The sequence below is a fragment of the Nocardiopsis lucentensis DSM 44048 genome, from assembly GCF_000341125.1.
Taxonomy (GTDB): Bacteria; Actinomycetota; Actinomycetes; order Streptosporangiales; family Streptosporangiaceae; genus Nocardiopsis; species Nocardiopsis lucentensis.
Map to the genome: position 1 here is coordinate 1 of NZ_ANBC01000912.1, position 7253 is coordinate 7253.

Below are 7253 nucleotides of genomic sequence, written 5' to 3' on the forward strand. Positions count from 1 at the left end.
GGAGATCCACCCCTCATACCCGAAGAACTAACGAAAAACTCAGTAGTGCGATAGCTGATGGCCGATGGTGGTGGTGAAGTGTGATACCCCGCCACCACCTGCCTTGTGGGCTCAGGACGGCTGGCTTCTTGGGGGAGAAGCACCAGCGCTGCATCTGATCCAATGGGGGAAGAGGGATGGTTCATGCCCCAGATCGGGCACCGTGATCTCGTCAAGTTCGCTGAGGGGAAAGTCAACCTGAAAAAGTTCGAGGTCGATGACCAGCGGGCTCAGGTCAACCGGCTTCGCGATCGGATCGAGGCGAAGGTCGTCGCGTCACCAGAGTACGGTTTCATCAAGGCGTTGCATGCTGGGTCAGTCGCCAAGGGCACGGCCTTGCGGAGCGTCAACGATCGTGACCTTGCTGTCTATGTGAAGGCCGAGCAGGCTCCGGACAGTACTCTGGAACTCGTCGTTTGGGTCCGAGACCGAGTTGCCGAGGCGTATCCGGCTCTTTCTGACGACCAGATCGTCGCCAACACCCACTGTGTGACTGTCAAGTTCGCAGCCAGCGGGCTCGAGGTCGATGTAGTTCCGGTGCTCTATGAGGGCGAGCCGAACGACGTGGGTTATCTGGTCAACAAGCACACCGGTGAGCGGCTGCGGACCAGTGTCCGCCAGCACCTGGACTTCATTCGTGGTCGTAAGAAAGATCATCCGGACCACCTCGCTCAGCTCATCCGGTTCACGAAGTGGTGGGCCCGGCAGCAGAAGAAGCGCGATGGCGAGTTCAAGTGCAAGAGCTTCATGCTCGAACTGCTGTGGGTGCACCTGGCCGATGGTGGAATGGTTCTCAACGACTACGCTGAGTCACTCGAACAATTCTTCGCCTTCATCGTCAACGGCGGACTCGACTCGCAGATCGCCTTCACCGACTTCCACCCGGCGTCAGACCTGCCTGGCCGTGGAAGTGCGCCGATCCAGATCCTGGATCCGGTCAACTTCGACAACAACGTGGCCGAGCATTACGAGAACCATCATCGCGACAGGCTCGTTGCCGCAGCCCAGGAGGCGTTCGACGCGATCTCCACGGCATACTACGAACCGGCGAAGGGCCAGGCGGTCGAGTTGTGGCAGGACGTGCTCGGCACCAGCTTCCAGGCGGCGGCATGAGCAGCTACACCTATGCCGAGACCTTCACCCGCACCCACGCGCGTCGCCTCGCGGGCCGGGTCACCACTGATCTGCGGCAGAGTTGCGTCCTCTACGGCAGTCCGAGCAGCGACGGCCTTGACGACTACAGGGTTGAACTGGAGGAACTCCTCATCGGCGGATACGTCGACACATACCAGTTCGGGTTCAAGAAAAGCGGCAAAGTCGTCTGGTCGCTGCGATACACCGTCGGCCCCGACGGAGGGCTCACCGGTGGTGCTGGCGGTGTTCCCACCGGGGTCGACGTCACGCAGGCCAGCTGGTTCAACCACCTGATCTACTCCTCCACCTGGCACCAGCTCGGTGACTCCACGAAGGAGGCGGTAGAGAGCAAACTACCTTTCGCCAGGGTCCCGGGCTCATTGCCCAGTGATGCTTACGCGGTCACTGGGAAAACGATCGGACCTATGGCGCAGGAGGCGTCGGGTTGCGCCGCGAGGTCTTCAGGAGTTGGTCGTGATCGAAGGAAGCGAAGGGCTGTTCGCCCACACCGAAGAGTTCCCGAACCCGTCCGCACAGGCTAGGTTGGCCGCGCTCGTGGGGCTGGACGACCTGATCGACCGATTGGTGACGGACGCTGCCGCGCGACTCGACCCCACTATGATCCAGCGGTGGAGCAGGGCCGTTCATGGTCAGGTCATCCCGGCCATCGGCGCTCTCACGGACCGGACCCCGCTATTCGTCTTCGCCGGTGACGTCGGGGTCGGCAAGACCGAGGTCGCCGAAGTGCTCGGCCAGGCAATCGCGACCCGGACCGATACGGACGTGACCCTGTATCCGCTGAGCCTGACCGCGCGGGGGCGCGGCGCAGTCGGTGAGATGACCACACTGCTGACCCGCGCGTTCGAACGTATCACCGCTGAATTCGTCAGAGCTCGGAGAAGCGATGGGGTCGCCTCCAGCCTCGGTGTCCTCCTTGTTGACGAGGCCGATGCATTGGCCCAGTCCCGTGAACTCGCCCAGATGCATCACGAGGACAGGGCCGGGGTGAATGCCCTGCTGCGCGGTATCGACGGAATACGGATCGACCGGCTGCCGGTCCTCACGATCTTGTGCACGAACCGGCTCCATGCGCTCGACCCAGCGGTACAGCGGCGTGCTGCGACGGTCGAGGTGTTCACGCGGCCGACTCACGAACAGAGGGCCGCGTTGCTGACCCGGCTCCTTATCGGGAGCAAGTTGTCTCCGGAGGACATCGACGCCTTGGCCTTCGCCACCGGCGAGACCGCTGGACACCCTTACAGCTACACTTACTCCGACCTGCGCCAGCGACTGGTGCCGGAGGTCGTCCTGGCCGCTTACCGGCAGGGCGTTGCCATCGACTCGGTCATCGCGCGCGAGGTCCTGGAGCGAACACAACCGACTCGGCCGTTCGAGGCCGGGCGGCTATGACGATCCGGGCTGCCCGAGCGGCCAGCGGAGCCCGCCTGCTCGGCGACGACGTGCAGCACCTCGTGGTCTGTTACCACGTATTGCGTACGCAGTTGGCCGATTCAACGATTGTCGAGCTTGCTGTCGAGGCGGCTCAAGCCGGGAACGTCGATGATCTGACGTTGCGTCGTAGTACAGGTCCGGATGAGTACTGGCAGGTCAAAGCATCTGTGGATGCCACCAGTCCACTCAATGAAGGATGGCTTCTGGATCGCCCGAAGGGAAGTCCAAGCCTTTTGCAGCGGCTCCATTCAAGCTGGGTGGAGTTGCGTCCCCGTCACGAACAACCACCGAAGGTGGTCTTGGCTACGACGAAGGCGATCGATCCCACCGACATCGTGCTCGGAGCGCGGACGACAACGGACGCTCGCATCGTGGAGACCCTGCGGCAAGGAAACGGTCGACTCGCCGTGGCGCGGAAGCGGTGGGCGGATCATCTTTCAGTCGATGAGGTCGAACTGATCGATTTTCTCGAATGCCTCGAAGTTCGCCATGGTCTTTCCGAGAAGGAATGGAGAGAGAAAGTCCAGGACGCGGCTTTGGGGGCGCGTGTTCGTGCCGATAACGACGGATTGGCGTCCGGTGTCCAACAGGTGCGTGACTGGGTCAAAGCGCCTCGGCAGACGTTCACCCCTGCGCAGCTCACGGCGACCATCGATGGTTTGCAGCTACGCTTCCCGGCTCACCCTCTGTTCGTGGCCCAGCTACTGGAGCATAATCCCCGAGCGGACACTGCCACATATTCCGCCGACTGGACCGATCTCCTAACAGGGGACGATCCGCGCGAGCGCAGGTCGTTCGCTTCCCCAGAAGCCGCTCGTGATCGGGTTTCCGCTGATCTGGTCAAAGCCCGAAAAAAGTTCCGTGCGGCTGGCATCAGCGAATTCGAAGTCGACGGCCCGATGCGCCTTCCCCTGTGGTTCGCTATCGGCGCTCACTTCTGCAGTACGGCCGGCTTCACCGTCAGCGCCCAGGCTCGTGATGGTCTCTGGGTCTCCAGCGTCGCCCCCAGCGATCAGAAAGATCTCCAGATCCACCTTCCTGAACACGGGTTCGACAACTCACTGGGACGCCCATGGGCAGTGAGCGTCAGTTTTGCCACCGACATCGCACAAGATGTCGAGGAGTATCTGACAGAGGCGCACCCGGATGCCCACCACATCAGAGCCCGGCTGCCGGCCCCCGGACGCGTGGCACTGAACGGCCTGCCGCACGCCCAGGCGGTGATCTTCCAGCTCCGAGAGGAGCTGCGGGCACTCAGGCGGCGTCTCCGCCCCACTGAACTGCATCTTTTCATGGCCATGCCGGGTGCCTGCGCACTCATGCTCGGTCATGCGTGGGACCGGATGCCCGTCACCTGGACCTATTGGGACATGGGCCAACCAGGTCAATACCACCCCGCGCTACAGGTCAAGAACTGAGTGTCCTCGCCCCGATCCCGCACTTCCCGACCACGGGGCGGCTCATGTCTTGTACCGGGTCTGCTGGAGGCTGCTGCGCGTGCCGGGATCGCCTCCCGTCATTCCTGCGCAGCGACCGGCTGTCGAAGGTAATGTTGGGTCCGGCCGACATTGTGTTGCTGGAGGCAGCACGGTAGGCACCTGAGCGGACCGTCTGGCTGGTCCTGCGGGACGCCGGGAGGACCTGTCGGCACGGGCGTGAACAGGGGCTTGGTCCCATCTCGGTCCTATTAGTGCGGCGACCCCTCTGAGATGAGACCCCGACCCCCACCTGACCTGGGATGTTGTGGTGCACCTGGCAGGATTCGAACCTGGCCCTGCTCGAACGGGACAGCGGCGGTCATCTGGCGGCGCTGCGTGTCGGTGGTGTCCATGGTGGTCTCTCGAAACTGCTGGTCATAGAGGACCTACACATCTTGAGGAGAACAATCAAACCTCAACCAGAACTGCGGGGTGATGAAACGCGCTAGGATATTCGCGCGGTTGTCTGGGAGGTCGCAGGGTGACCGAGCGGCCGAGGTGGTGTCTCCGGTTTCATCATCCAACCCAGTGTGGTGTAGATCTAACGACTACAGCACGCGCATGCTCCCCTCGACGCTCGCTGAGGAGGCACGATGGACGATGTTTCAGGTCTGCCTGAATTCTGGAAGGAGTTCAGTTCTCTGGGGCAGGAAGTCGACTACTTTGTGACGGCCCGGATGTTCGACGGAACACCCGCCGTGTGGCCTCAAGAACTCAATTACATTAAATGGCGGCATCTAGTTGCAACCGAGCTAGGCGTGGACCCGATGGCTGTTCAGCTGGTCGGAAGCGCTCGTCTGGGCTACTCCATGAACCCGAGAAAGAACTTCAGAAAGTTCCACGAAGGCTCGGACTTGGACATCGCGATAATTTCACCAGAGCTGTTCGACAAGGCATGGGGTGAGCTTCGGGAGATTATTGAGGATGAACTCTTCTCTCAGAAAAAGAACTACCTGCGAAAGCTGGTTTTCGAGGAGTGTATAGCCCTCGATATCGTGCTGCCGCGACTGTCCTTCGGTGAACGATGGTCGCGGTCCAGAGATCTCTTTATCCAAGATCTCGGTAGCGCCTTCAGGAACTGTGAAGTTAATTATCGACTGTACCGCAATCATGGGTCGCTCAGAAGCTATCAGGTGAAAAGTGTGAACATCGCGCGTGACCGCGCGATCGAGGAAGGCGTGCACCATGGCTGATCACGGACTCAAGTTCGAAATTGAGTCGAAAACGGTGGCGGAGTTTCGATCGCTGGACAAGTCCGGCGAACTGATCCTCCAGCCTGAGTACCAGCGCCAAGCCGTTTGGCCCGAACGCGCCAAAGTGTCCTTGATGGAAACCATCCTTCTTGGGTATCCGATCCCGGAGATCTACCTCGCTTATGAGACATCGCCGGAAGGAGAGCAGACCGCGTCCGTTGTCGACGGCCAGCAGCGTCTCACCTCATTGCTTGCGTTTCTGGACAACAGATTTCCGTTGGACGGGCTGGAGGACGATAATCTGCGTAATAAGTTCGAAGGGAAATTCTTCAAGGAGCTGCCCGACGATGTGCGTCAGGAGTTTTTCCAATACCGCTTCCCGATTCGGCGCTTGTCCAACCTTGCTGACGAGTTTGTGCGCGCAGTTTTTGCTCGCGTTAACAGGGTCAACATGGTTCTGACTGAACAAGAACTTCGAAATGCCTTGCTGCCTGGGCCGTTCAACGAATTCCTTAAAGACTGTGTGGCTCACCAGATTAGCGCGATATCCGGCATCTTTAGTGGTGAACGACGCAAGCGGGGGGGCGATCTGGAGTTTTATGCTGAAGTCTTCGGTACCTGTATTTTTGGACTGTCCAATAAAAAAACCGAACTCAACGAGCGCTATGATGAGATCTCCGCAGATTTCGAGGAATACCGAGATCGTTCAGTGGAATTTCTTGAACTGCTGACGATCCTTAGCGATACCATCAAGTGGGCTGGTCGAACCAGATGGTCGAACATCGTCGACATGTTCACTCTGCTGCATACCTCCTGGGGGCTGAGGGAGGAGCTAGGTAACGTCAGTCCGGGTCAGGCAATGCAAGTTCGGGAACTGCTAGACCTGTTCCAGCGTGCAGTCTCGGACAGGAAGCGCAATGGCGGGAACGGAGAAACTATCAGCCTCTTGTCATCTCTTGCGGATATGGTTGGCATGACGGTCAAGGAAGTCGAGGAGGTCGTTGAAGATTATACGTCGGGAATCCGGAATTCATCTGACCTGGGCTCGCGACGAATCCGCTCTCAGCAGCTAACGTTGGTTCTTTCGAAGAAGCTCAATAGCTGACCGATCTCAGTGCGGTTTTCAGAGTTGATCTTGGGATTTGTTGATCGTGAGCGGGTAGAGCGCTGAGCGAGCGTCCCATCCTCAAGCACGTAGCCGCTTGCGGGTGTTGTCGGAGCCGGTGACGGTTGATAGCGATGTTACGCAGATAGGCCAGGGCCACTGAACCGTTTTCGGTTCGGGTTGTACACCAGGACCGCCTTCCGTCACTCGGTACGTGTCTACCTGTAGGTCGACCAGCGGGTGGTGGTGTCGCTCTGTTGGAGGGTGTCGAGGCGGTGGCGCCATTGGGTGCGCAGGCTGGGGTTGGTGTTCAGGACCGGTAGGACGCTGGTGACGAGCCTAAGCTCGCGGAGCTGGCGCAGGACGGGGAACCCCGACCAGGTGAGCACGTCGAAGCCGTACTCGGCCGCGAGCGGGCTGTGGTGGTCGGTGGTGTAGTCCATGCGGACCTTGCCGACCGCGGCGGGGATCAGGTCCCATTCGCGGGGGCCGTTGCTGAGGCTGTCGAAGCTGCAGATCACTGGACCGTCAGCCCCGGGGATGAGGTTGCCCATGAACGGGTCACCATGGAGCACCCCGGTGTATGCGGTGGTGTCATCCCCCGCGCCGTCCGCGCAGCCTGGCCTGACTCGTGCCACTTTTGGGCGGTGAGGTGGAGCGCGCTCCTCTGACCTGGACTGATGGTGCCTGCGGAGGGTGCCCGGGGTGACTAATCCGGGTGCTGGCCATAGCGTGCTCGGGTGGCATCGTTCATCCGGAAGGTCCCCACAGCATCAGGAGCCCAAGCCGTCCAGATCATCCACAAGAACGGCCGCAGCGTCGTGCGCGTCGACCACATCGGCTCCGCCCCCC

7 protein-coding genes are annotated in these 7253 nt (G+C 60.5%); 6 read left to right on the forward strand and 1 reads right to left on the reverse strand.

What is annotated here, in order from left to right; translation table 11 throughout:
- Positions 1–183 precede the first annotated feature (183 nt).
- The 6 genes from D471_RS0131350 (at position 184) to D471_RS0131375 (ending at position 6401) form a co-directional block, all read left to right on the forward strand.
- A complete protein-coding gene (locus D471_RS0131350) occupies positions 184–1152 on the forward strand; it encodes a CBASS oligonucleotide cyclase (protein ID WP_152486524.1) in 969 nt (322 codons plus the stop codon).
- Positions 1149–1715, forward strand: a complete 567-nt coding sequence (locus tag D471_RS41480; protein ID WP_161630136.1) for an HORMA-1 domain-containing protein — start codon at positions 1149–1151, stop codon at positions 1713–1715. The genes D471_RS0131350 and D471_RS41480 overlap by 4 nt, the downstream gene beginning before the upstream one ends.
- Positions 1648–2583, forward strand: coding sequence for an AAA family ATPase (locus tag D471_RS0131355; protein WP_017602271.1), 936 nt, complete (start codon positions 1648–1650; stop codon positions 2581–2583). The genes D471_RS41480 and D471_RS0131355 overlap by 68 nt, the downstream gene beginning before the upstream one ends.
- A complete protein-coding gene (locus D471_RS39875) occupies positions 2580–4043 on the forward strand; it encodes an SAVED domain-containing protein (protein WP_152486525.1) in 1464 nt (487 codons plus the stop codon). Before D471_RS0131355 ends, D471_RS39875 begins: the two co-directional genes overlap by 4 nt.
- Positions 4044–4696: 653 nt before the next feature.
- The gene (locus tag D471_RS38015; protein WP_017602274.1) at positions 4697–5296 is read left to right on the forward strand and encodes a hypothetical protein; all 600 of its coding nucleotides are present in this window, start codon (positions 4697–4699) and stop codon (positions 5294–5296) included.
- The gene (locus D471_RS0131375) at positions 5289–6401 is read left to right on the forward strand and encodes a DUF262 domain-containing protein (protein ID WP_017602275.1); all 1113 of its coding nucleotides are present in this window, start codon (positions 5289–5291) and stop codon (positions 6399–6401) included. Before D471_RS38015 ends, D471_RS0131375 begins: the two co-directional genes overlap by 8 nt.
- 218 nt (positions 6402–6619) lie before the next feature.
- Here the strand turns inward: D471_RS0131375 and D471_RS37275 are convergent, their stop codons facing one another.
- The gene (locus tag D471_RS37275) at positions 6620–6955 is read right to left on the reverse strand and encodes a hypothetical protein (protein WP_017602276.1); all 336 of its coding nucleotides are present in this window, start codon (positions 6953–6955) and stop codon (positions 6620–6622) included.
- Between the last annotated feature and the right edge of the window lie 298 nt (positions 6956–7253).